Source organism: Gracilimonas sp. B-17 (genome assembly GCF_056857935.1).
On sequence record NZ_JBSXOA010000011.1, the window covers coordinates 95,590 to 117,766 of the forward strand.

15 protein-coding genes are annotated in these 22,177 nt (G+C 39.0%); 6 read left to right on the plus strand and 9 right to left on the minus strand.

Annotated elements, in window-relative coordinates:
• Positions 1-16 precede the first annotated feature (16 nt).
• The 7 genes from AC13FX_RS05295 to AC13FX_RS05325 are packed head-to-tail and all read right to left on the minus strand — an operon-like array spanning position 17 to position 10,023.
• The gene (locus AC13FX_RS05295; RefSeq protein ID WP_482879462.1) at positions 17-724 is read right to left on the minus strand and encodes a M48 family metallopeptidase; all 708 of its coding nucleotides are present in this window, start codon (positions 722-724) and stop codon (positions 17-19) included.
• Entirely contained in the window at positions 714-3,755 is a 3,042-nt protein-coding gene (locus AC13FX_RS05300) for a type I restriction endonuclease subunit R (RefSeq protein WP_482879463.1), read from the minus strand. Before AC13FX_RS05300 ends, AC13FX_RS05295 begins: the two co-directional genes overlap by 11 nt.
• Positions 3,756-3,772: 17 nt before the next feature.
• Positions 3,773-4,219 (minus strand): type II CBASS E2 protein, encoded by a 447-nt coding sequence (locus AC13FX_RS05305; protein ID WP_482879464.1) that lies wholly within the window; start codon positions 4,217-4,219, stop codon positions 3,773-3,775.
• Positions 4,209-5,234 carry a CBASS cGAMP synthase gene (locus tag AC13FX_RS05310; RefSeq protein WP_482879465.1) on the minus strand — a complete coding sequence of 342 codons (1,026 nt, stop codon included), beginning with the start codon at positions 5,232-5,234 and terminating at the stop codon, positions 4,209-4,211. Before AC13FX_RS05310 ends, AC13FX_RS05305 begins: the two co-directional genes overlap by 11 nt.
• An 18-nt stretch (positions 5,235-5,252) precedes the next feature.
• Positions 5,253-6,314 carry a CBASS cGAMP-activated phospholipase gene (locus tag AC13FX_RS05315; RefSeq protein ID WP_482879466.1) on the minus strand — a complete coding sequence of 354 codons (1,062 nt, stop codon included), beginning with the start codon at positions 6,312-6,314 and terminating at the stop codon, positions 5,253-5,255.
• A gap of 11 nt (positions 6,315-6,325) precedes the next feature.
• On the minus strand, positions 6,326-7,615 hold the full coding sequence (locus tag AC13FX_RS05320; RefSeq protein ID WP_482879468.1) for a restriction endonuclease subunit S: 1,290 nt from the start codon (positions 7,613-7,615) through the stop codon (positions 6,326-6,328).
• Positions 7,606-10,023: a type I restriction-modification system subunit M gene (locus AC13FX_RS05325; protein WP_482879469.1), complete on the minus strand. Its 2,418-nt coding sequence runs from the start codon at positions 10,021-10,023 to the stop codon at positions 7,606-7,608. Before AC13FX_RS05325 ends, AC13FX_RS05320 begins: the two co-directional genes overlap by 10 nt.
• 257 nt (positions 10,024-10,280) lie before the next feature.
• On the opposite strand from AC13FX_RS05325, the gene AC13FX_RS05330 reads away from it, so the two are divergent.
• From AC13FX_RS05330 to AC13FX_RS05345, 4 genes are all read left to right on the plus strand, one after another.
• Positions 10,281-11,204, plus strand: coding sequence for an ATP-binding protein (locus tag AC13FX_RS05330; RefSeq protein WP_482879470.1), 924 nt, complete (start codon positions 10,281-10,283; stop codon positions 11,202-11,204).
• 49 nt (positions 11,205-11,253) lie between these two features.
• Positions 11,254-11,541: an STAS-like domain-containing protein gene (locus AC13FX_RS05335; protein WP_482879472.1), complete on the plus strand. Its 288-nt coding sequence runs from the start codon at positions 11,254-11,256 to the stop codon at positions 11,539-11,541.
• A 1,207-nt stretch (positions 11,542-12,748) separates the two neighbouring features.
• On the plus strand, positions 12,749-13,432 hold the full coding sequence (locus AC13FX_RS05340; protein WP_482879473.1) for a helix-turn-helix domain-containing protein: 684 nt from the start codon (positions 12,749-12,751) through the stop codon (positions 13,430-13,432).
• Positions 13,433-13,478: 46 nt separating this feature from the next.
• Positions 13,479-14,375 (plus strand): N-acyl homoserine lactonase family protein, encoded by an 897-nt coding sequence (locus tag AC13FX_RS05345; protein WP_482879474.1) that lies wholly within the window; start codon positions 13,479-13,481, stop codon positions 14,373-14,375.
• 60 nt (positions 14,376-14,435) lie between these two features.
• On the opposite strand, the gene AC13FX_RS05350 is transcribed toward AC13FX_RS05345, so the two are convergent.
• Both AC13FX_RS05350 and AC13FX_RS05355 read right to left on the minus strand, forming a co-directional pair.
• The gene (locus AC13FX_RS05350; RefSeq protein ID WP_482879475.1) at positions 14,436-16,175 is read right to left on the minus strand and encodes a sensor histidine kinase; all 1,740 of its coding nucleotides are present in this window, start codon (positions 16,173-16,175) and stop codon (positions 14,436-14,438) included.
• Positions 16,176-16,646: 471 nt separating this feature from the next.
• Positions 16,647-17,372, minus strand: coding sequence for a phenylalanine 4-monooxygenase (locus AC13FX_RS05355; RefSeq protein WP_482879476.1), 726 nt, complete (start codon positions 17,370-17,372; stop codon positions 16,647-16,649).
• A 266-nt stretch (positions 17,373-17,638) separates the two neighbouring features.
• On the opposite strand from AC13FX_RS05355, the gene AC13FX_RS05360 reads away from it, so the two are divergent.
• Both AC13FX_RS05360 and AC13FX_RS05365 read left to right on the plus strand, forming a co-directional pair.
• On the plus strand, positions 17,639-18,940 hold the full coding sequence (locus AC13FX_RS05360) for a hypothetical protein (protein WP_482879477.1): 1,302 nt from the start codon (positions 17,639-17,641) through the stop codon (positions 18,938-18,940).
• A gap of 119 nt (positions 18,941-19,059) precedes the next feature.
• On the plus strand, positions 19,060-22,164 hold the full coding sequence (locus tag AC13FX_RS05365; RefSeq protein WP_482879478.1) for a cytochrome c biogenesis protein: 3,105 nt from the start codon (positions 19,060-19,062) through the stop codon (positions 22,162-22,164).
• Positions 22,165-22,177 lie beyond the last annotated feature (13 nt).

Sequence of the window (22,177 nt, forward strand, 5' to 3'; positions counted from 1 at the left end):
TTTCATAGTATAATCCTCAATAAACCACCTCATTCAATTCCTCCCTCACGTTTTGCCAGCCGGGGAGGTGCTTATCTAACAGGGCTTTGAAGCGATCATTATGGTGGCGTTCCTTGAGGTGTACCATCTCGTGGAGAACCACATAATCGAGGCAGTGTTTGGGTTTTTTGGCGAGTTCCAGGTTGAGCCAGATGCGCCGGTTGTCAATGCTGCAGGAGCCCCACTTGGTTTTCATGAGCTTTACTCCCCAATCATTAACTTGTACTCCAAGCTTGTTTTCCCATTTAGATATGAGCTCAGGGATCTGTGCTTTCATACGATCTCTGTACCACTCTCGCATGACCTCTTCTTTCTTGGCTTTATTGCTACCAGGAAGGACGTATAGGTCAATGTACTTCTTATTCCGAATTTCTACTTTAGGTGATGCTTCTACTTCTATGATGTTTAGCAAATACCGTTGACCTTCTACCCAGTGACTTTCCCTCTGCACATACTGCCGTTCAGGCTCACGAATCTGGGAGTTCATGTTGCGGATATGCTTCTTAATCCATCCCAACTTGGAGATGACAAACAGCCTGAGTGACTCCCGTTTCATAGTCAGAGGTGAGGACAGGCGTACTCTTCCCGTTGGCGGATAGACGGCCAGATGAATGTTCTTAATGTCCTTCTTGATTACATCCACATCTATGCCAGATACTTCGATATGATACTGCTCAGTATTCACGTTGATTCTTCACTACCTCCATAACCAAACTTAGATCTACTTCTTCAGGCAGGTTCCTTTTAATGGCATTTGCTACCTGACGTTCTTTGATGGTGTTTTCTCTCCACCCATCTTTAGCCGTGTACCGCACGGTCTCATCAATGGTAAGGGTGAGCTCCACGTTATTGTCGAGGTTATCATACAGGGCTTTCTGAGCTTCTGAACGAACCTTCTGCGGGTACTTGTCCTGACCGTCCATTCGCTTCACCTTGCGGGCCAACTCGGCAAGCTTTTCAAGGTACTTAGCGTAATCCTCTGCTGCTTTCTTGCGCTGCTCGATCAATTCCTCAAGCAGCTCCGACATCTTCTCATAGTACTTAGGGTTACCGGGCCTTTCTTCAATTATGACCTTACGGATATTGTTCTCGATGGTCTCTGCCATGGCATCCTTATCTTTTTTGATGTCATCTGAAAGAACATCATCCAGTGCGTCTAACCCTCTATCTACAATCAAGTCAACCAATGTGAAATCATCCAAGGCAGACACCTTTCGGCTGTGTTCGGCGTCAATGTACATGTCGATAAGGTTTCGCATGCCCGGCTCGTACATCTTCAGGTCGATGTAATCCCCACTCGCTTGCTTAACATCTTCTTTCAGGTCTGAATAAAACTTAACCTGATACTTGATGTCAGTAGCTTCTTCTTCGCTGTAACCTGCCTTTTTCATTTCATTAGCGATATCGGCATAGGCCCGAACCAATGAAGACACCATTTTATAAAAGCTAACCCTGCGTTCCTCATCCGCTTTAATTTGTTCTTCGGTTTTGTCTGCTGTTTCAGTACCGAAGAACTTAAAAAATTCTTTCTGGGTTCTGGGATGAACCGGTTCGCAGAGTGCCACTACTTTATCAAGGTTGTCATCAAGGCGGTCTTTAGCTTGCTCGAAGCGGTCTTTAAGAAGGCCTTCTACATCATCCTTATCGTAGCCTTCAAAGGCTCCGCTGGTGTAGGTACTTATGGATTCCTCCAGGCTTTTGAACAGATCCTTGTAGTCAATGATGTACCCATATTCCTTACTCTCATCACCTATTCGGTTAACCCTACAAATGGCCTGAAACAGCCCGTGATCCTGCATGGACTTGTCGATGTACAGGTAGGTTGCCGGAGGTGCATCAAAGCCCGTCAGGAGTTTATCTACTACAATTAGCAGCTTCATCCGCGCTGGTTCTTTAATGAATTTACGCTTGGCTTCGGTTTCGAACTCTTCGGTCTTCTGCCCGCCCAGCATGTCGGTATAGATTCGGTACTTGAGTTGCTCTTCGGTTTCCCCGGCGCCGGTCTCCTCTCCTTTAATATCGTTAGGGTTTGGCTGGTAGGAGGTTACCACCGCACAGTGCCCCCTCAGATCGGTAGACTGAAACAGTTCGTAGTATTTACAAGCCTCCAATACCGAAGAAGCCACAAGCATTGCATTACCTTGCCCGCTTTTAAGGCGCGGTATCGTTTGAAAATCTTTGAACACATCCGTCACGATCTTACTGAGGCGGTCTTTAGAACTAAGCACTTGCTTCATGGTACCCCAGCGCTTCTTCAGCTCTATCTTAGCCAGATCATTTAGCCCACGAGTGTTCGATTCAAACCATTCATCTATACTGTCCTGATCGGTAATATGCTGATCGATATCCCTGGCCTCATACCTCAGGTCCAGAACGACCTTGTCTGCCACAGCTTCATCAAACTTATAGGTATGGATGTAGGGGCCAAAGGTCTCAAGGCTGGTAGCTTTATCTCTTTTGAGCAGGGGAGTGCCGGTATAACCAATAAACATGGCATCAGGAAGGATGGCCTTCATGGCGTTATGCAGCTTGCCAGATTGAGTGCGGTGGCATTCATCCACAAACACGTAGATATCCCCCTTGGCTTTGAAGTTCTTGGGGAGGTGCTTCTCTATATCGTTCACATAGTCCTCAAAACCATCTCCATCACGCATGCCAAATTTATGTACCAGTGAGGAGATGAGAGGAATCTCATGTTTGTTTAGCTTCTCTATCAGATCAGAACCTGAGGTTGCTCTCTGCATCGGTTCTTCAGCCTCATTAAATACGCGGGTGATCTGTGAGTCTAATTCCGTACGGTCTGTGATAACCACTACTCGAGAGTCGTTCACATTCTCCCGTATCCATTGGGCCAGCCATACCATCGTAAGGCTTTTTCCGCTTCCTTGTGTATGCCAGATGATTCCATCTTTATGTTGGCGTACGCTTTCCCTGGCAGCCCTCACACCAAAATACTGATGAGGGCGGCATACGATCTTATTGCCGCCATCAAACAAGATGAAATCATACATCAGCTCAATCAGCCGGCTCTTCTCGCATACTTGCACGATGTGCTTATCCAGTACATACTCAAACTCTTCATCGGTCTTTTCTTTCCAGGTCAGATAGTACTCTTCCGGTGTTAGCGTAGTACCGTAGCGCAAACCGGCGGAGTCGTTACCGGCCATAACCAACTGCATAGTGTTATAAAACGGCTTGATGAAATCATCCCGTTGGTTATCCAGATTTTGCCGAATACCTTCACCAACGGAGACCTTTGATCGCTTTAGTTCAATGACACCAATAGCTATGCCGTTGATATACAGGACAATGTCCGGACGTTTATTGTTCTGTCCCCTGACCGACACCTCCTCGGCTACTGCAAAGTGATTATTGGAAACCTCTTTCCAGTCTATAAAGTGAACGGTTTCACTGTTTTCTCCAGCTGTGGCTTTCACGCTTACCCCATAACGAAGCATGTGATAAACGGCCTTGTTGCTGTCATAGAGATCTTCTGTTTGAATACCCGCTGCCTTAGTCAGCTCATATAAAGCTTTGTCAATGACCTTAGGCTTGTATCCCTGTTTATCCAGAAACGATCGAAGATAAGCTTCTTCTACATTGGTATTTCCTACACGATCTTGCCAGTCCCCGAAGTACTCATATCGCAACCGGTCTGCAAATAGCTTAACGATTCGGTTTTGTGTGTTTCGTTCTATTTGACCTACGTCAGTCATATACCATTTATTTGTTTTCAGTCAGAAAATTTTGCAGTCCCATCATGAGATACAAATGGCCCATGCCATTTTCCATCAATTTGGTATAATTCATAGTACACCAACCATTCTGCAGTCCAGGGAATAATAGTATCAGCTATGCTCTTGTGATGCTTCCAGGGATCATCCTCAGGATAATACAAGCACAATCTCTTATCAGCGTACATATGTGCATCTATATCATAAGGTAAATCAGGTTCAATTACATATACTTTAGGAACTTTAGCACCATCATATGTCAATTTTATGGTGTACTCAATACTATGATCAGTTGGTTGAAACTTTCCGATGCATTCAAGTGAACAATCAAGTCCTCTTCCTTTAATTTTGCATTCAAAACATTCAAAATCTCTTTCAATTAATGTTTTTTGCCGATTTACCCTGACAAAGTAATTTGGCCGTTTTTTGTTGTATTTACCCGCCATAATTTTTTGTATCTGGTATTTTTTTCCCGTTGTTGGAATCGTCCGTAACACGACCTTGGCGATCAACATATGGGGATGTACCACCAAGAATTGCGGCTTTTTCCTTTAAATCTTTTTCTTTCTCTGAAGTATCTTCATCTTTTCCTTCTGGAAATCTTTTTCCTAAATGTTTTGCCCATAATTTACTTGCTTCAAGTTCATTTGGCTCATCAATTGCTGATGATGCATCTTCAATAAATGACTCCAATTGATCAATGATGAAATTCTTTTTCTCATCCTCATAACTATCAAAAAGATTATCCTCTGGGCATGTCGGCATTTTTAACACCCAACTGTCATCAAGTTTTTCTTTAATATTTATTAGTGTATCTCTGAGAGAAATATCATTACGGCTATTAATTTGTATACACTCACACGCAAGTAACGTCATTGCCAACCCTGAAGGCATTTTATTCTGAATATTGTCTCCCCACGCTTTCAAATATTTCACGACTCGAACTAATTGTCTGTCGTCGTCTTTTTTTTCATGAAACCACTCTGCAAATTCTTTTGGGTCGCTTGGTGAAAATCCATCTTCCTTATCAGCTAATTCTGGATGTTCAGAATCATTGTCTTTTTTAAGTTTATAGTAAACAGGCAAATCGATATGATAATCACCTTCATATTTAACCCTTATACATCTTCTGCGATGTTCAGGTGAATTAGAAGTGACATCCATAACTGCATCTTTAACCCAACTTTGGAGAGTTTTTGCGGAAACATCTGGCTCTCTAAAAAAATATACTCCATCATCAAGGTCACAGGTATCATCTTTATATAAAATAATCGTATTTACGAGTTGATGACTTGATCCCTGAATTTTAAAGAATGGCTCATATTCTGGATGGGTTTTTTTAAAGTGTTTTCGAATTTGTTGTCTAACATTCTCCCGGGAAGTACTTATCTGGTCTTTCTTTTTTTGCCCTGGTGTTAAATCTTTATTGAAATCCAAGAACAGCTTATTACAATTTGCCATGATACTTTTTGATTTAGGTTAAAGGATATGAAGAGGTTTAAAAGGGGTTATGGGTTGATCAAAGAACTCCTTGATTAATTCTTGATGAGTATCCTCGAAATCTGATTTTGCTTGTACGATCAATTGAGTTAGCTTTGCATTGTCTGTTTCATCAAGACCGATGCTTTCCCCAGAATCAAATTCATATTGTATTCTTTTATAGTAAAATTTTTGCTGAGCTTGATTTCCTACCCCTTGGTGAAAGAATTTGATTACATTTTCAACATCATTTGCTTGCGAAGAAAAAAACAGATTAATCATCCTTGTCTTTGTAGGATGCATCCAGTAAAACAATCCGAAATTCTGATCTTTTTCTTTTTCAATAAATTTCGAACTACCTGTTCCTATAGATAGTATTTTGATCTTTTCTAATGGTACACCAATAGTCCTTGTTGCTTCTATTAAACCAATAAAAGTTGGATTATTAGCGAATACCCCTGCATCTATGTTGTTGACTCGTTGTTTAATTTTGCCAGTTTCTTTATTTATATAACTAAATGTGTGAGGTCGAAAAAATGGAGGAGCAGCTGCGGTTGATAAAGCTACATCAACTGCTGGATATTGAAAATCCCGATACAACTCAGGATGATGTGATGTTTTGATTATATTGATTTGACCTTCATCTGCATTATAAACTGGTATGCAAACTCTTGTTTTACAATGCCCTATTCTGGGATTGCTAACACCAACGAACTTTGAATACTCTCGATCAACTAATCGTCTTAACTCCCTATTGCTATATTTTGGGTTAAAGATCCATTCAAAAATGTTTTTTGGTGAACCGAATATGTCACCTGCATGATTTTTATAAAGATTAAAAATCTGATTCGCATGCATACCTAATGCAACACCAAGAGCGATAATCCCTCCAGTAGAAGTACCACATATTAAATCAAAATAATCGTTTAGGGAAGTTTTTTCTTTCTGTTGAGTAGCTAATTTTGACTCAAGATCTGCCAATATCTTTGCCGGATAAACCCCTCTTACACCTCCACCATCTATAGAAAGAATTTTAAATGATTTATTAGGATCATAAAGCATAATTCACATTTTTAAATTAACCTCGTCTTCCCTGTTAGCAACTCCTGCATCATGCCCTGCTTGATCTGCACGTACTTTTCCCGCTTTTGGCGGAGGGTTTGGAGTTCCCGGTCCATGTCGGACAAGATGTAAGCGATGGCTTTTTGTTCTTCGATTGTTGGGGGAACGTTAAATGTATACGTAACAAAATCTTTCTGGTACAAATGGTTAATAGTTGACCCTGCTGTTAGTGAATCAAGAAACTTAGTAAAATGTATTGATGATAGAGTGTAGAAGAGAAATTCATTAACAAATTTATTTGAAGTAGGTCGTATAACAAAAACGCCACTATTAAGAGTAGCAGGTTTATTCAACTCTTCAACAATAGCCACTTTACCAATCGTGCCATCCTTCGTTACTAAAACGTCTCCTTCTTTGAGTTGAATATTTGTATCCTGTTTATACCTATCATATTCAACATAGTGACAGCCCTTCCAATCAACTCTTCCATTTTTGAAATCTGTTCCTGTTACTAAATAATATTCTCCATTCTCTAAATACTCGTCCGTCCTTAAGCCCTGCCAACCTATTCTTGCTTTCAATGAGGCATCTTTTCCCATAATTACCTCAGGCCACTTCCCATCAAACCCAGGCAGACGTATTTTGCCGGTGAGGAGCTGCTGCATGGTGCCTTTTTTGATAGCCCGCTTTTTTTGGATCATCCCGTCGAGGGAGCGGATCAGCTCATCCACATCACTGAGGGCGGAGGCAATTGCTTGTTGTTCGGTGAGGGTTGGGGGGATAGGAATTTGAGTGGCTCTGAACTTATCCATTCCTACCAGATTCTTCATAGCACCACCCTGTGTACTATCAATAATCCTATCCTGAAAATTTTCCCAACTGAAATAATTCAAAAAATAGGGTAATACTATTTTTTCAGGATCTAATCTTATGATTAGTAATGCTTGATTTATAATTCCTTTTGGAGCGTCTTCCGGAATTTGATAAACCCTTCCAATAGTTCCTGAACAACTTACGATAAAATCATCTGGTTGAACCTCAAACCGTCTTAATTCCCAAAATTTATCCTCATCAACAAAGTAATTTCCCAATGAATAGTCTGAATAGATGGCATTTTTTTGCTCGTAAACTTTGAATCCTCTGTCCACAAAAAACTCTTTTTTTAAGGCTCCTCCAAAAGGACCACGAATCAAATCTCCTTTTTGAGTTAATTCATCGAGTGAAATCAACTTCCAATCCTCAGGAATCAACCCAACCTCTGTTCTCTTAAACCCTTTCTTTTCTTTAGTAACTAATTCCATACAACCCCCATCGCTTCCAGGTGTGATTGAACACGGGTTTCCAGCTCATCCACGTCTTCATCAATTTCCACAACGGCCTTGTCATACCTACCGGCCAGCTCATTTACTCGTTGCGTGAGGCTTCGGGAGATCGCTTCAACTTCGCCGCCAATCTGTCCTTTTATGGTGGGCAGCCATTTGTCGTCCACCACCAGGGTTTTCACTTCGTCTTTGCTGAGCTGCGGGTATTTATCAATCACTTTCTTGTCCAGCTGCTTCTCGGCTTCCTCCACCGCCTTTTTGGCTTTCTTCTCGTTGTCGTAGGCGGATTTATAGGTCTTCATCAGCTCGTACTCCTCCGCATAGTCCGGGTTGCCTTTGATCTCTTTCATGCGCCGGGTGAGCTCGCCTTTGGTTACGTTACCGGCATCACTCAGAGCTTCTTCCAGCAGACCGCCTTCCACCGCGTGTTCCTGCTCCAACTCCTCCATGGTTTGGGCAGCCGTTTCCTGGGTCTGCTTTAGCTCATCAATCTGTGCTTTTTCACCAGAAAAGTAGCGGTCAATCACCAGCTCTTTGGGGATCAGCTCGCAGGTAAATTCGCCTTTCTTGATGGTCCCTTTGCTGTTGCGCACCGGCTCCAGTGTGGCCGTCCAGCCATCCTCCACAATCATGTACACATCATCGCGCAGGGTATCAAACCAATAGTTCATCAGGTGCTGGTAAATATCATACGGATCGATCAGTGCCTTGCCCCGGTAACGGTCCAGCAGGTCTTCGGCGATCTCCGCAATAAACTCCTTGGGGCGGGTATCTTCGTTAATTGCTTTCATATCCTCATAATGAGCCATTTTCCATCCCTCAAATAACTCAGACAGCTCCGTGCTGTACCGGCTAAACTCAGGGTGCGCAAATACCGTCTCGTTGATGGCATCCTTATCTACCTTCAGCTGCAAGTAGTTCTCACGGAGTGGTTCAAACAGCGTATCCTTTATTCCGGGATACACCTCCCAGAAGCGGTTCATACCTTCCACATCCCGCCCGGGAATACCGCCCTTCAGATGGCCTTCAATATCCTGAATATCCTCCTCAGTGCTGTTGTCGATATAGCGGGGGATGTTGAGGTTGTATTCGTTGGTGCGGATCTCCTCATTCGGAACAAATCGAGCGTAGCCGGGCTCTTCCTTCTGACTGCGAAACAGGTCCACGATCTTGTGGATATCCCGCTCCCGGAGCCGGTTCTTATTTCCATCCTTGAGGTAGCCCTCGCTGCCATCGATCATAAAAATGCCCTCGCGCGATCCGGCCTGCTCCTTATCCAGCACCAGGATACATGCCGGAATACCCGTTCCGTAAAACAAGTTGGCCGGCAAACCAATAATCCCTTTGATGTATCCCCGCTCAATCAGATTCTTACGGATGGTTCCCTCAGCATTGCCCCGGAACAGCACGCCATGAGGCAAAATCACCGCAGCCGTTCCCGTATTCTTCAACGACTTCACGATATGCAGCAGAAAAGCGTAATCCCCATTCTTGGATGGCGGAATCCCAAAACCTTCAAAACGATTGTAAGGATCATTATCCGGATCGAGTCCGTTGGTCCACGCCTTATAGGAAAAAGGCGGATTGGCCACCACAAAATCAAAGCGTTTGAGTGATCCTTGTTCGGTGAACTTGGGATCGGCCAGTGTGTTGCCCCGCATGATGTCGTGTACCGCCTCAGGGCGATTGTGCAGAACCATGTTCATCTTAGCCAGTGCCGTAGTCGCCACATCCATTTCCTGCCCGTAAATCGTAATATCCACCGGCGCTTCATCAGCCACTTTCAAAATCAAAGATCCGGACCCCGCTGTTGGATCGTATGCGGTAAGCGAAGGACTATCGGCACTTTCCACACCAATAACCTTCGCCAAAATCCGTGACACCTCAGATGGTGTATAAAACTGTCCTTTGCTCTTGCCCGACTCGGTGGCAAAGTTACGCATCAGGTACTCGTAGGCATCGCCCAGCAGGTCATCATCTCCGGCGCGGTTCTGACCAAAGTCCAGATTGGCATCCTGGAAGATTCCGATCAGGTTGCTGAGCCGGTTGACCTTCTCCTTACCTGTGCCTAGTTTCTCATCATCGTTGAAATCCGTCTGGTCAATTACACCCCGCAAGTCGTTGGCCTCGGCAATAGGTGCAATAATCTGTTTGTTGATCTTATCCCCGATTTCAGGATCGCCCTTCAGCTTTACCATGTCATCAAAAGAGGCGCCTTCGGGTATCACTAACAGGGCATTGGGATCACCAGCATATTTATCCGACACATATTTAAGAAAGAGCATGGTGAGTACATAATCCTTGTACTGCGAAGCATCCATGCCTCCCCGAAGTTCATCACAAGATTTCCAAATGGAGGCGTAGAGATCCGATTTTTTTATGGGCATTAGCTGCGAGCTGTTTCTGTTATCATTTTAAATGAAGGTTCTTATCCTAACAAAATCAGTGGTTAAGTACAATTGGTTTTCATACAATAACCGGGCAAAAATAAAAGATGAGCGGGTATAGTATAAATACTTTACCGGTTAGAGAGAACCCTAAATGTATAGTTACAAAATTATTGTATAGAATGTATTAACGGTTATTTATCTGTAGTTTGTGGTCAAAGTATTAGTGTAATTTTAAAGATAAGTATAAATAATACATGGATGTTTTAAGGGTGCCGAGGAAAGTTTATGAATACGACCTATTAAAATTTGCTAAAAAACTAAGTTCAATACACTCTGAGAATAAGATTGAAATAGACATAAGTGATTGTGAAAACTTGACACCTGCTGCTATACTATTACTTTTTGGTAATTGTAAGTATTGGCTTAATGATGGTATTGATGTAATCTTTAAGCATGAAGAGAATGACTTCTATAGGTATTGCCAAAGAATGAATTTCTTTAGGCTCCTCGATATTGATTATGTCGAGAAATTTGAGAGACACGATCCTGGGGATAGATTTGTACCCATAGTAGAGTTTGGAATAGACTCACGTAATGATCAAGAATTTGATAAAGATCCTGATGAGTTAGCCAAATCTCTTTCAGATATTGCATTAACAGATGATCTAATTTCGAGAAACCCCGATGTTAGACAGCTTAAAAGGGGAATAATATATTCCAGCGGTGAATTAATTATGAACGTTATTCAACACTCTAAAGGAACTGGTTACGTTTTTGCACAGTACAATGGATACAAAGATTATGTTCGATTAGCAATTCTTGATGATGGCATTGGAATTAAAGAGAGTTTCAAAATTCAAAAATCGGAACACTTTGAGGAGAATATGTTGAATTGTGACGCAATAAAAAAAGCGATTGATTATGAAGTTAGTTCGAAACCAATCGGTCCACGATTTGAAAATGCCGGAGTTGGCTTAACATACTTAAATGGTATTGCGAAGATAGCAGGAGTAGATTTTACCATTCTATCTAATAAGGGATTTTATAGAAATGGTAATAAATACGAACACGCAACTAATTTAGTTGAGGGAACGTTATGTTCTATAACACTTAAAAGAAGTGATCTTTATAACTTTAACAAGGTGTTTATTGAAGCTCAAAACAATAATTTACTTTGAATTGTTAATGTTTTGTGTTTATTTGTAATAAATCTAAGTGGGTCGAATCATGAAAAAGTATATAATATCTAAAGAATTTGGTGAAGTTTGTGTCAACGGATCAAATGCAAAAAAATATGCTGATGAACATATTGTACCTGTTTTAAAGACTGGGGAAAAGGTAACAATAGATTTTAAGGGAGTTGAAATGGCAAGTAGTTCATTTTTAAATTCAATCGTTTTTAATACATATGGTTATGGAATTGTGTCAAACCAAGTCTCTTTTGAAAGTGATGATGATTTGATTAAACATATGTTGCATAAAGCGATTCATAAATTAGAATCAGAGTTAAATTAAACATTGATTGTAAGTCTAATTATTAAAAAGCCTGATACTAAGTCAGGCTTTTTTGTATAATAAATCTTGTGGCCCCACTCTAATTGATGCTCTCCTGTTTATATAACAGATTAGGTTTATCTCAAGAAAAATAACTGCTCATCTACTGCTTGTATAAACACCGACTCCAATGAATTTGGTATGTAGATCAAATATTAGTATTTATCCATTGTTGTTTTAGCCACAAAATTATATCCCTTCTTGACTTTTATATCTTCGATATGCCAGGTTACAACTTAAATAACTTGTAGTGTTCCCTGATCTTCAATCATAAATTGGTACAGCTGAGGGTAGATTCGGAGCGGGTTGAGAAACTAAAGACTCGCAAGAGCGATTCGGAGATCATATAGTACAGTGATGATTATTTGAATCATTAAGTACCGATCACGTAGACAATATCTTTTAACTTGCCAAGTTGCAATATTCCAACTATCATTAGTTCACATTATGTGAACACACCCCGAATTAAAAAAGTGGACCCGGGGAGATTCGAACTCCTAAAGTGACACGTGGCAACATGCACTGCTCGTCCGCGAGCAACCGGGCCCATTAGATTAAAGCTCAGCAGTTCCAACTGCTGGGCTTTTTTTATCTCACGATCTATATTAGGTAATAGATTGGCCGGAATAAAGTGTTTTTACGCACGAGTTATCCACAAATGTGGATGATTATGTTTTATTTGCACTATCAGACCTTATTTACTGAGAGTGATCAGGGGATGGAATTATCACTGTAAACTACGTGGACTAAATATTACAACAGAGCTACTGCCCATGGCAAGGAATGAATCTGTAAGTTTTGGTCTGCACTTTTCGAGTCATCTTTTTATATACGAGAATCTTATCTATAGTGAGGTCTTTTGAGCCGGCGCCGGACCCAACATGCCATCGGAGGGTGTTGGTGTCAAAGATCAGCTCCAGTAATTCCTTTCTGTCTGTTTCTATGATGTAGGTAAACAGTACAGTAAGGTGCTGTCTTTAGTTTTGGCTTGATGGAACAAACGCCTGACTTTTTTATCTTCAGAGTAATTGAATTTACTACTCAAGGCATTTTAAGATAGGGTTACCCTTGAATTTAAGTTATAGTCGTTTTCGCAAATACAATCCAAAATATCTACTGTATATTAGATGATTGTCTGATCTTTCAGGGTCGACATGGCAGGTCTAAAATGCATGCTCATCATTATGTGCAATATGGTCTGAGTAATTCAAACTCTTTTAAAATTAGTTCTAAAGAATGGACTAAATCAAAACAAGTAAGTTCCTTTATTGTGCCTGGTGATGTACCCCATCAGGTTGAGTTAGACGGTTCAGATAAGGTGCTTATGATATGGCTGGATCCTGAATTTTCAATCAAAAGATCGATATCTGAATCACATGTCATAAATACCTTTTTAGGAGATCTTGAAGCTGAGTTGAAACCATTTATAGAGCAAACATTGAATTGTGACACAGCCTATCAAATTCGGGAGTTAATCACTGGATGGCCTGCAGCTGATTCAATGGATAAATTGGACGATCGGATTTCTGAAAGTATACATTCGATTAAAAAGCATTTAAGCGATCAAACTATAACAGTTGAACATTTAGCTGAAACTGTCTACCTAAGTCCAAGTCGATTGATGCACCTGTTCTCTGAACAGATAGGTATTCCGATCCGTAAATACATTTTATGGCAGCGACTGCGGGTCGCACTCCTCAAGCTCGCTAATGGGGAGTCAATCACCGAGGCTTCTTACTACGCCGGTTTCTCGGATTCCCCACATATGAACAGGGCTTTTAAATCAAATTTTGGTATTACGCCTTCAAAAATATTTAAGAACAGCAGGTTCATACAAGTGATTGGCTGCTGACCTGCATATCCTATAACTGAACACTTAAATAGTTATAGGAGTAATTATGGAAATCTATCCACTTCAAACAGGATCTGTAAAAGTAAAAAGAGCTCAAAAATCACGTGAAGCAGGTGGCATGTTCCGTGTCCTTGCCTCTGATGAATGGACAAGCTGGTTACCCATATACGCTTGGCTGATCAAACATCCAGAGGGAACATTTGTAATCGATACCGGGGAAACCTCAATGACCTCTCGTGCCGGTTACTTCCCAAAATGGCATCCTTATTATCGATATGCGGTTAAGATGGATGTATCCAGGAGCGATGAAATTGATCATCAGCTTGCCCATTATGATGTAAATCCCAATGAAGTTGACACCGTGATACTTACTCATTTTCACACAGATCATGCAGGAGGTTTGTATCATTTCCCAAATAGTGAAATTCTTGTCCCAAAAACAGACTATCAGGATGCCAAAGGGACACTGGGTAAATTAAGGGGTTATTTGCCACAGCATTGGAAGGATTGGTTTCAGCCAAGCGAGATCGTGTTTCGAAAACAAGATTATGGTCCATTTACCCAGTCATTTCCTGTAACCAAAGATGGAAGCATTGTGATTGTTCCAACCCCGGGGCATACTCCAGGTCACGTTTCGGTGGTTGTTAATACAGGTAAGGAAAAAATATTTCTGGCCGGAGATACGAGTTATACAGAGGAGCTATTATTAAATCTTCAACCGGACGGGGTAAGTCCAGACCCAAGGCAAGCATTAAATACACAAAAGAAGATTTTGAGATTGGCTGAACAGGATCCACTCATTTATCTACCTTCACACGATCCAGAATCTGCTCAAAGACTTAAAACACGCAAAGTTTTACAGGTTCCGGGAAAATTGAACAACAGCAGGTCAAAATCAGACAATCACATTTACACAATTCCAGTACCGATTTATACCAAATAAGGCAAAATGAAATTTTACTTTTAAAAAATTATTTAGACCGAGCTATTTTAGAATAAATGTCTAATTGTATCGATAGTTACTCGTAATCCCCTTTTTGTCTTTCAACTCGAATGCAATTTCATACATCGTAAAATCTTCAACTTTTTCGGTGTTTAAATCAGCCCCTAATTGAGCTAATAGTACTTGTATTAATTGTTTACCTACATCTTGCCGAGTTTTTAAGTAATCGGTATCCGTACTTATCTTCACGGCAGTAATCATTTTATTATCCTTTTGCAGGATTTGAATAACTATGGACTCATTTAAATCGAGCTGTGCTTTTAATATGCTGCTCATAAATTCATTTAAGAGCAGTGCGTAGGTAAGTGCCTGGTTAACGTTAATGAGGACTTCATCCATGTTGAGCTCTAATTCCACATCAATATCAGCAAAATCTTTTTTACTGAAGTTGACAATCCCCGGAATAAATTCGGTTATTTGAACTTTATTGACATCATCGGTTTTGTACATGATCTCATGAACCGCCGACATGGACTTTACTCTTCGTTGTGTTTGAGTCAATATATCTTTCACAGCCTCGTCCTTACTTTCCATATTTTCAAGCTCCATCAGAGCGGCCATGATAGCTAAGTTATTTTTTACGCGGTGGTGAACCTCTGCAAATAACCGTTCTTTCTGTTTGGTAATAATTCCATTTTGCTCGTTGAGTGAGGCTTTTGCTTTTCTTAGCCTGTTATGGCTTCGAACTAACAAAGCAGCTAATATAATGATCACCAAAAAGCCCCCGAGTATAGCCTGTACAGTACTATTAATCTCCGAGGCAAAATCACTTTCCGGAATCATAACAGCAATCAGCAATTCCTGACTATCGTTGATCTCGTAAGATCCTAAAATTCCCCACCAACTTTCACCACAACTGTCAAATGATACAATTTCTTTTGGAGGAAACTCCAGAAGGGAAACAAGGGCTGGGTTTCCAAATGCCTCTGGTGTGGATAAAAGTTTATCCATCATATTATCAGGATTTAATTCATCATACTTTTGAGGCAGGCCGATAATATTTTTCTCTTCCTGAGTAAGTATAAAAATTTGGTTATTATCCGTAATAGATAGCCCTTGTGAAAATTCAGTAATGTCGTTAAGAGTAATATCAAGGGCCATTACTTCAAGTTGAGCTTCACTTGAGTTTGATGACCACTCAATAGACGCGGTTAGGCCAATTTCATCATTTGTATGATACAAATAGGGTTTCGTCCAATAAATTTGGGTGCCATTTTCTTGTACAGCACCTTTAAACCAAGGACGGTTTCTTGGATCTTCAGCAAGTTCGTTTGTCCAGGACTGAGATTCATTAGGTCTTTTTTCATCATCCCAGACATTCCATTTTTCAATCATCCCCCACTCATCAACGTGTACTTCTCTGTTCAGCCAATTTCCTTCCACGGTATCCGGTAGTATATTGATCTCATATCCCCGGCTATCAGCGATACCAACGGAGGAAATTTGTGGGTAACGGTTAATGATGGGTATGTAAAATTGATTAAGGTTCTCAATTGATAAATCGTCAAATAAGCTAAGTGATTTTTGCTCTCTTAAGGTTAAAATTTGTTCTTCCACAGGTAGGAAGAACTGATCTAACTCTGTTTGGATGCGCTCTGATGCTTGTTCTATCAATTGATCAGCAAAGTACCGCTTGGTTTTATCAAGCTCATACAAGATATAACCCATTACTAACGCTGAAATAAACACAAATCCAACGGCTAAGTGTTTTGTAATACCGCCAATAAAATTTAAGCCCATAATCCCAAATTATGTTATACCCAACAAGACTAAGAGGGATATAGAGTTATTTTGTTACAGATTATTTATTCAAAATTTGTAAAACAATAAATTTAAGGTACTTATCTAATGTAATAAGGCATTAAACAATAGCATTTTTAATCACATCTATGTGTTTCCAGTTTAAATATGAGAAGGGGGCAAGATGCCAATTTAAACTACAACTCAAAGCCCAACAAAGGTGTCAATAAACCCAATTTATTTTGGGTAGGTGTGTGGTCTTAGTACTGGACCAAGACCACAGGGTTAAGGTTATTTTCTAATGTTATATAAATGATGATTCTCCAGAAAGTCATACAAAGCTTGAATCTGGTAGAGGATCTTTCGGCCATATCGTACATATGTTAGCGGACAATTTGAATTAAGTCATCTTAGTAAAAGTAGCAGAGATTTGTAGCGTGATCATTTGCTAATAATGGGCATCATAACTTTTTAATTTCTACGAGGCAGGGTGTATTCTAAATCGATGATTGCATCATACAACATATCAAACGTCTCAATTATATAATACCTGTTTTGAATTTCTGATATTTCAAAGTCATCCTGCATGATTTGATCAATATCGAAAGGGAGTATCTCAACATCATCATTAAAGATATGATGAGTCTCTTTTGTCGAAGAAATAATTCCCGCACCATATACTTTCAGATGATTTTTATAACTAATTAAACCAAATTCTATAGTAAACCAGTAAATTTTTTGCAGGTTTTTAAGTATATCAGGGTCATTCTTATAAAGCACACCAAGTGCCCCAATACGTTGTGCAAAACTTGAAAATTCATAATTTAGCAATAGGGGGATATGACCAAAAATATCATGAAACATATCCGGCTCTTCCAAATAATCTAAACTACTCAAAGGTCTTAACCAGGTTGACGAGGGGAATTTCTTTGTGGCTAAAAATTGAAAAAACTGATCTTCTGAGATTAACCCTGGAACAACATTAATAGTCCACCCGGTTCTTCGTTTTAAAACTGAATTTAACTCCTGTATACTCGGTATTGAATTATGATTCAGTGTTACATTTAATTCATTCAAGCAATCGAGATATTCCGGATGTGCTTTCTCTTCTAATACATGGTGTTGACTGACAAATAGCCTATTCCAAACATTGTAATCTTCCTTAGTATACGCTTGATAGTCTTGCTTTAGTAACATTTTAAATTTGAATTAATAAATAGTCTGACTGATATGACTATTTGATCCTAAAGAAGCGATTAGGTTACAAAATAATTCTAAACTCCCTGGATGTTACTAAGAGCTAATATTCTTGAAATTTAAGATGAGAAATATCGGAATGTTAATGTAAGTAGTAAAAGATTTTTTGTAACCAATTCAGATTTGATTGAATCAAATGAAGGAAATCACCTCTTATGGAATCCTTGGGGGTTATTTATTAGGCTGTTAACATTAAAAAACTGATCATGAATAAATTAATAAATACATCATTATTGATAGTCACCTCATTGTTATTGGCGCAATGCAATATTTTTGACGCGACAGAAAAGAATCGTAAAGCCCTAGATCCAAAATTGGTTAAAGAAGGAAAAGAAATTTTCAGATATGATACTTTTGGTGATGAAGCTTTTTGGAGTGGTTTACTTCATATAGACAAGGCAATTTTAGGAGAAGAATTAGGGGGGTATGGACCTGGTGTATCTCCAAGTACAGCTCTACAGGTCGGATTAAAGGTTGATGCAGAAGCATTACCAGACGAGGTGGTTCAGGCAATCCAAAATGGAGAGGTGGACCTGGATGATCCCGCAACAACAGTAGCGTTACTACAACTTGATGCGGTCGTAGGGGTAAAGGGAACATTTAGTGAAAAAGGGGAGATGACAAAGGTTGGAATAACTTGTGCAGTTTGTCATTCTACTGTAGATAATTCATTTGCACCTGGAATCGGTAAAAGGCTAGATGGTTGGCCAAATAGAGATTTAAATGTTGGAGCAATCATTTCATTAACTGACAACGCAAAACCAGTTGCAGATTTACTACATGTAGATGAACCCACACTTAGAAGTGTTCTTTCTGCCTGGGGACCAGGTAAATTTAATGCTGGTATAATGGTTGATGGTATAGCATTGAAACCTGATGGATCTGTTGCTGCTAATTTATTACCTGCCGCCTATGGTTTAACAAAAGAAATGAAAGCGACATATACTGGTTGGGGAGATGTGACGTATTGGAACTCGTTTGTAGCAAATATTGAGATGCATGGCATTGGTAACTTTTCTGATCCAAGATTAAATGACCCGGTACAATTTCCGATCGCAACAGAAAATCAATTCTATAACATCAAAAATGACGAAGATCTGATTACTTCAAAACTACCAGCATTGCTAGAATATCAGATTTCACTTGACCCTCCAAAGCCACCAAATGATAGTTATAATGAAGATTCAGCCAAAAAAGGAAAGGGGATATTCAATGGTAAAGCGGAATGTCTTACATGTCATTCAGGGCCTAATTTTTCTGATGCTGAAAATGTATTACATGCACCAGATGAAATAGGGATAGATTCATTTGAGGCTGATAGATCTCCAACAGGAATGTACAGAACTACTCCTTTGAGAGGAGCTTGGGCCAGAGCGAATGGAGGCTATTATCATGATGGACGCTTTGAAACTCTTGACGATGTTGTTTCACATTATAACGAACACTTCAATCTAGAATTATCAAATTCTGAGCAAGGCCATTTAGTTGAATATTTAAAATCCTTGTAACAGGTACTTGCGCTCGGTAACCCATGTCACCCAAGGTTAAGAATGTTGTACACTGCATTCCAGTCTTGGGTGACTTTAAATTTAATAGCAGCAATTAAACATTTGAAATGCGGAAAGTCTTGAAGATTATATTCAAAATGATTGTTTCTGTTAAAACAATGTCATTTTTGTTTATAACAATTGCAGTTGGAATGGGGCTGGGTACATTTATTGAGCATTGGTATAATACCTCGACAGCTCAAAAATTGGTTTATAATTCTTCATGGTTTGAACTAACTCTAATTCTTTTTGCAATTAATTTTTTGGGAAATATCAAACGATATAAACTTTACCAAAAAAGAAAATGGCCTGTTCTATTAGTACACGTATCTCTAATAATTATTTTAATAGGGGCTTCATTTACAAGGTACTTTGGTTACGAAGGCACCATGTCCATAAGGGAAGGAGAAACTACCAATATTATTGTTTCAAGTGACAATCATCTAAGTATTCAGGTAGAAGGGGATCATAATCAAATCAGGAATATTCTCACAATAAGAAAACCTCTAAAGTTAGCGGTAATAGGTAATAACGACTTTAGGATTAAAGATGAAATCACTGGGACACCATTTCAGGTAACGAATACTAAGTTCGTCATAAACGCTAAAGAAGAAGTGATTCAAGATAACTCTGGTTTCTACTACGTGAAAATAACAATTGCAAGAGAAGGTGAATCAGAAACAATTTATTTGAGGTCAGGGGAAGTAACAGAGATAAAAAACACCTTGCTTACTTTTAATAAACCTAAAGACAATGCGATAAATATTGTCAAGAATGGGGAAAACTATAACATAAAATCGCCCATTAGAGGATCTAGTTTAAGAATGTCTGATGGAATAACTGAAGTTGTAAACGACAATGAATACCAACGTATGAGATTCAAGTGGTTATACCAACTTGATGACATACAAATCGTATTCGATAAAATTGATTACCCTGGCATACTAAAATATGTACCGGAAGATTATTCAGAGGATAATTTAACACTTGATATTTTAAAACTTCAAATTGCTGCTAATGATGAAGTTAAAAAAGTTATAATAAAGGGAAATCAGGGGATGGTTGGTGAGCCACACCATGTAACTGTAGGGGGGCTTAGATTTACCTTGTCATTTGGAAGTAAAAAAATTAGGGTACCATTCAGTATTCAACTAAAAGAGTTTGAAGCAAAAAAATATCCAGGTACAAAGACAAGCTATTCATCTTTCAAAAGTTATGTAAGCGTACTAGATGAGGGGAAGTCTATTGACAGTCAGATATACATGAACAATGTTCTGGATTATGATGGTTATAGATTTTTTCAAGCATCATTTCATCCTGATGAGAAAGGAACTGTTTTGTCTGTAAATCATGACAGGTTAGGTACTAACACTACCTATGCCGGATACTATTTACTTTACCTGTCTTTGTTATTGATCCTGATTGATAAGAACTCAAGGTTTGGGGTTATAAGGAAAAGACTTTATAAGAGAAACACGGCAAAAATGGCACTCCCTTTAATTTTACTAATGCTATTTCCTCTGCAGGGATTTGCTCAGTCTGGTAATATTAATTCAGTCATAAAGGATATGGCTGTAGATCAAACTCATGCATCAAAATTTGGTCAATTAGTAATACAAGATGGAAACGGGCGAATGAAACCAATTAATACCTATTCTTCCGAATTACTAAGAAAATTATATGAAAAAGATAGTTTTTTAAACTTATCACCAGATCAGGTTTTTATTTCAATTCTAATGTATCCTGAATTATGGTATGAGGTGCCAATAATAAAAATTGAGGAGAATAATAGATTAAGAGAGATTCTAAATCTTGATTTGAATACAAGTTATATCTCTCTCTCAAAATTATTGTATGAAAACGGAGGGTATAAGCTTACCAGTTATTTAGGAAATGCATATAGGGCTGTAATTCCAAATAAATTTCAAGAAGCATTGATTGAATTAGATGATAAAGCAAATCTTTTGAATTTTGCTCTAAGTGGAAAAGCCTTAAGAATATTTCCTGTCCCCAATGATGCCAATAATAAGTGGGTATCAAATCATGAATTGAGTGATGTCAAGTTGAGAAATGACGATTCAATATTTATAAAAAATATATTGTCTGTGTACTACTCCTCGCTAAGTAGTATTGGGACAGATAAAGAATATAAAATACCCAATGATTTACTTGAAAAAATTGAAGCATATCAACTTAAATTTGGTAAAGAAGTTAGATTAAGTGACCAAAAGATCGCAGCTGAAATTTTCTATAATAAAATAAACTTATTTGAGAAAATGCGGTCATGGTACCTAATTATTGGCTTGCTGATAATAATATTTGGAATTTTAAACATAGTTGATGACAAGTCAATATTCTTTATAAAATTACTTAAAGGACTTTACTTCATAGCATTCTTTCTATTTGCATTGCATACTTTTGGGCTAATACTACGGTGGTATATTTCTGGGCACGCTCCTTGGAGTGACGCATACGAATCGATGATATATGTTGCCTGGGCAACCGTATTTTTCGGGATAATTTTTGGCCGGCGATCAATACTAACTCTTGGTTCTTCAATTTTTATTTCATCTATTATTCTTGTGGTTGCACATTGGAATTGGATGGATCCGGCAATTGCAAATCTGCAACCTGTGCTTAATTCATACTGGCTAATGATACATGTTGCAATTATTGTTGCAAGTTATGGGCCATTCACGTTAGGAATGATTTTAGCCCTTATTTGTCAGTTTCTGATTTTAATTACAAATGATAAGAACAGAAATAATTTAAAAAGCACAATAACAGAGTTACTATATATAGTAGAATTATCCATTACTATTGGATTAGTGATGTTAGTGATTGGTAATTTTTTGGGAGGGCAGTGGGCCAACGAAAGCTGGGGTAGATATTGGGGATGGGATCCAAAAGAAACCTGGGCGCTTATAAGTATTATGGTTTACGCATTAGTTATTCATTTGCGATTAATTCCCTCACTGAACAACAAATGGCTATTTAGTCTAGTTTGTGTTCTTGCGTACGCAAGCATTTTGATGACCTATTTTGGGGTGAATTTTTATTTAACGGGCCTACACTCATATGCTTCAGGTGACAAGGTGATCTCACAAAGCTTTATTTACTATACATTGTTGAGTGTAATTCTATTGTCTTCGTTTTCATGGTATAAACACAAAATACATTACTAATAATTTTGGTTGA

Coding starts and splice junctions, on each gene's coding strand:
- AC13FX_RS05305 (WP_482879464.1), bottom strand. CDS start 4,219: ATGGCGGGTAAATACAACAAAAAACGGCCAAATTACTTTGTCAGGGTA.
- AC13FX_RS05350 (WP_482879475.1), bottom strand. CDS start 16,175: ATGGGCTTAAATTTTATTGGCGGTATTACAAAACACTTAGCCGTTGGA.
- AC13FX_RS05360 (WP_482879477.1), top strand. CDS start 17,639: ATGAATAAATTAATAAATACATCATTATTGATAGTCACCTCATTGTTA.
- AC13FX_RS05320 (WP_482879468.1), bottom strand. CDS start 7,615: ATGGAATTAGTTACTAAAGAAAAGAAAGGGTTTAAGAGAACAGAGGTT.
- AC13FX_RS05310 (WP_482879465.1), bottom strand. CDS start 5,234: ATGGCAAATTGTAATAAGCTGTTCTTGGATTTCAATAAAGATTTAACA.
- AC13FX_RS05315 (WP_482879466.1), bottom strand. CDS start 6,314: ATGCTTTATGATCCTAATAAATCATTTAAAATTCTTTCTATAGATGGT.
- AC13FX_RS05335 (WP_482879472.1), top strand. CDS start 11,254: ATGAAAAAGTATATAATATCTAAAGAATTTGGTGAAGTTTGTGTCAAC.
- AC13FX_RS05340 (WP_482879473.1), top strand. CDS start 12,749: ATGCATGCTCATCATTATGTGCAATATGGTCTGAGTAATTCAAACTCT.
- AC13FX_RS05355 (WP_482879476.1), bottom strand. CDS start 17,372: ATGTTACTAAAGCAAGACTATCAAGCGTATACTAAGGAAGATTACAAT.
- AC13FX_RS05300 (WP_482879463.1), bottom strand. CDS start 3,755: ATGACTGACGTAGGTCAAATAGAACGAAACACACAAAACCGAATCGTT.
- AC13FX_RS05325 (WP_482879469.1), bottom strand. CDS start 10,023: ATGCCCATAAAAAAATCGGATCTCTACGCCTCCATTTGGAAATCTTGT.
- AC13FX_RS05345 (WP_482879474.1), top strand. CDS start 13,479: ATGGAAATCTATCCACTTCAAACAGGATCTGTAAAAGTAAAAAGAGCT.
- AC13FX_RS05330 (WP_482879470.1), top strand. CDS start 10,281: ATGGATGTTTTAAGGGTGCCGAGGAAAGTTTATGAATACGACCTATTA.